Raw genomic sequence first — 314 nt, 5'->3', positions numbered from 1 at the left:
TGGGCCAGCACAACGGGCTACCCGCCACCATCATCGTGTCCACCACCCTGCAAGAGCTAGAAGCCGCCACCGGACACGGGATCACCGGCGGCGGCACCCGCCTACCCATCAGCGACGTGATCCGCCTGGCCCGCCACGCCCACCACTACCTCGCCGTGTTCGACAAAGGCACGGCGGTTGCGCTCTATCACTCCAAACGCCTGGCCTCACCGGGACAACGAATCGTGTTGTACGCCAAAGACCGCGGCTGCACCGCACCCGGCTGCACCGTGGGCGGCTACTACTGCGAAGTCCACCACATCACCGACTACGCC

1 protein-coding gene is annotated in these 314 nt (G+C 66.2%); it reads left to right on the top strand.

Annotated features, from left to right (window positions below):
• The coding region (locus tag ACAG21_RS28115) for a DUF222 domain-containing protein (protein ID WP_370499517.1) at positions 1-314 on the top strand (314 nt) is incomplete at both ends.

Origin of the sequence: Mycobacterium sp. pR1184 (assembly GCF_041287235.1) — a bacterium.
Taxonomy (GTDB): domain Bacteria; phylum Actinomycetota; class Actinomycetes; order Mycobacteriales; family Mycobacteriaceae; genus Mycobacterium.
Note: the sequence above shows the minus strand (reverse complement) of the source record. Positions and strands in the feature narration are given on the sequence as shown.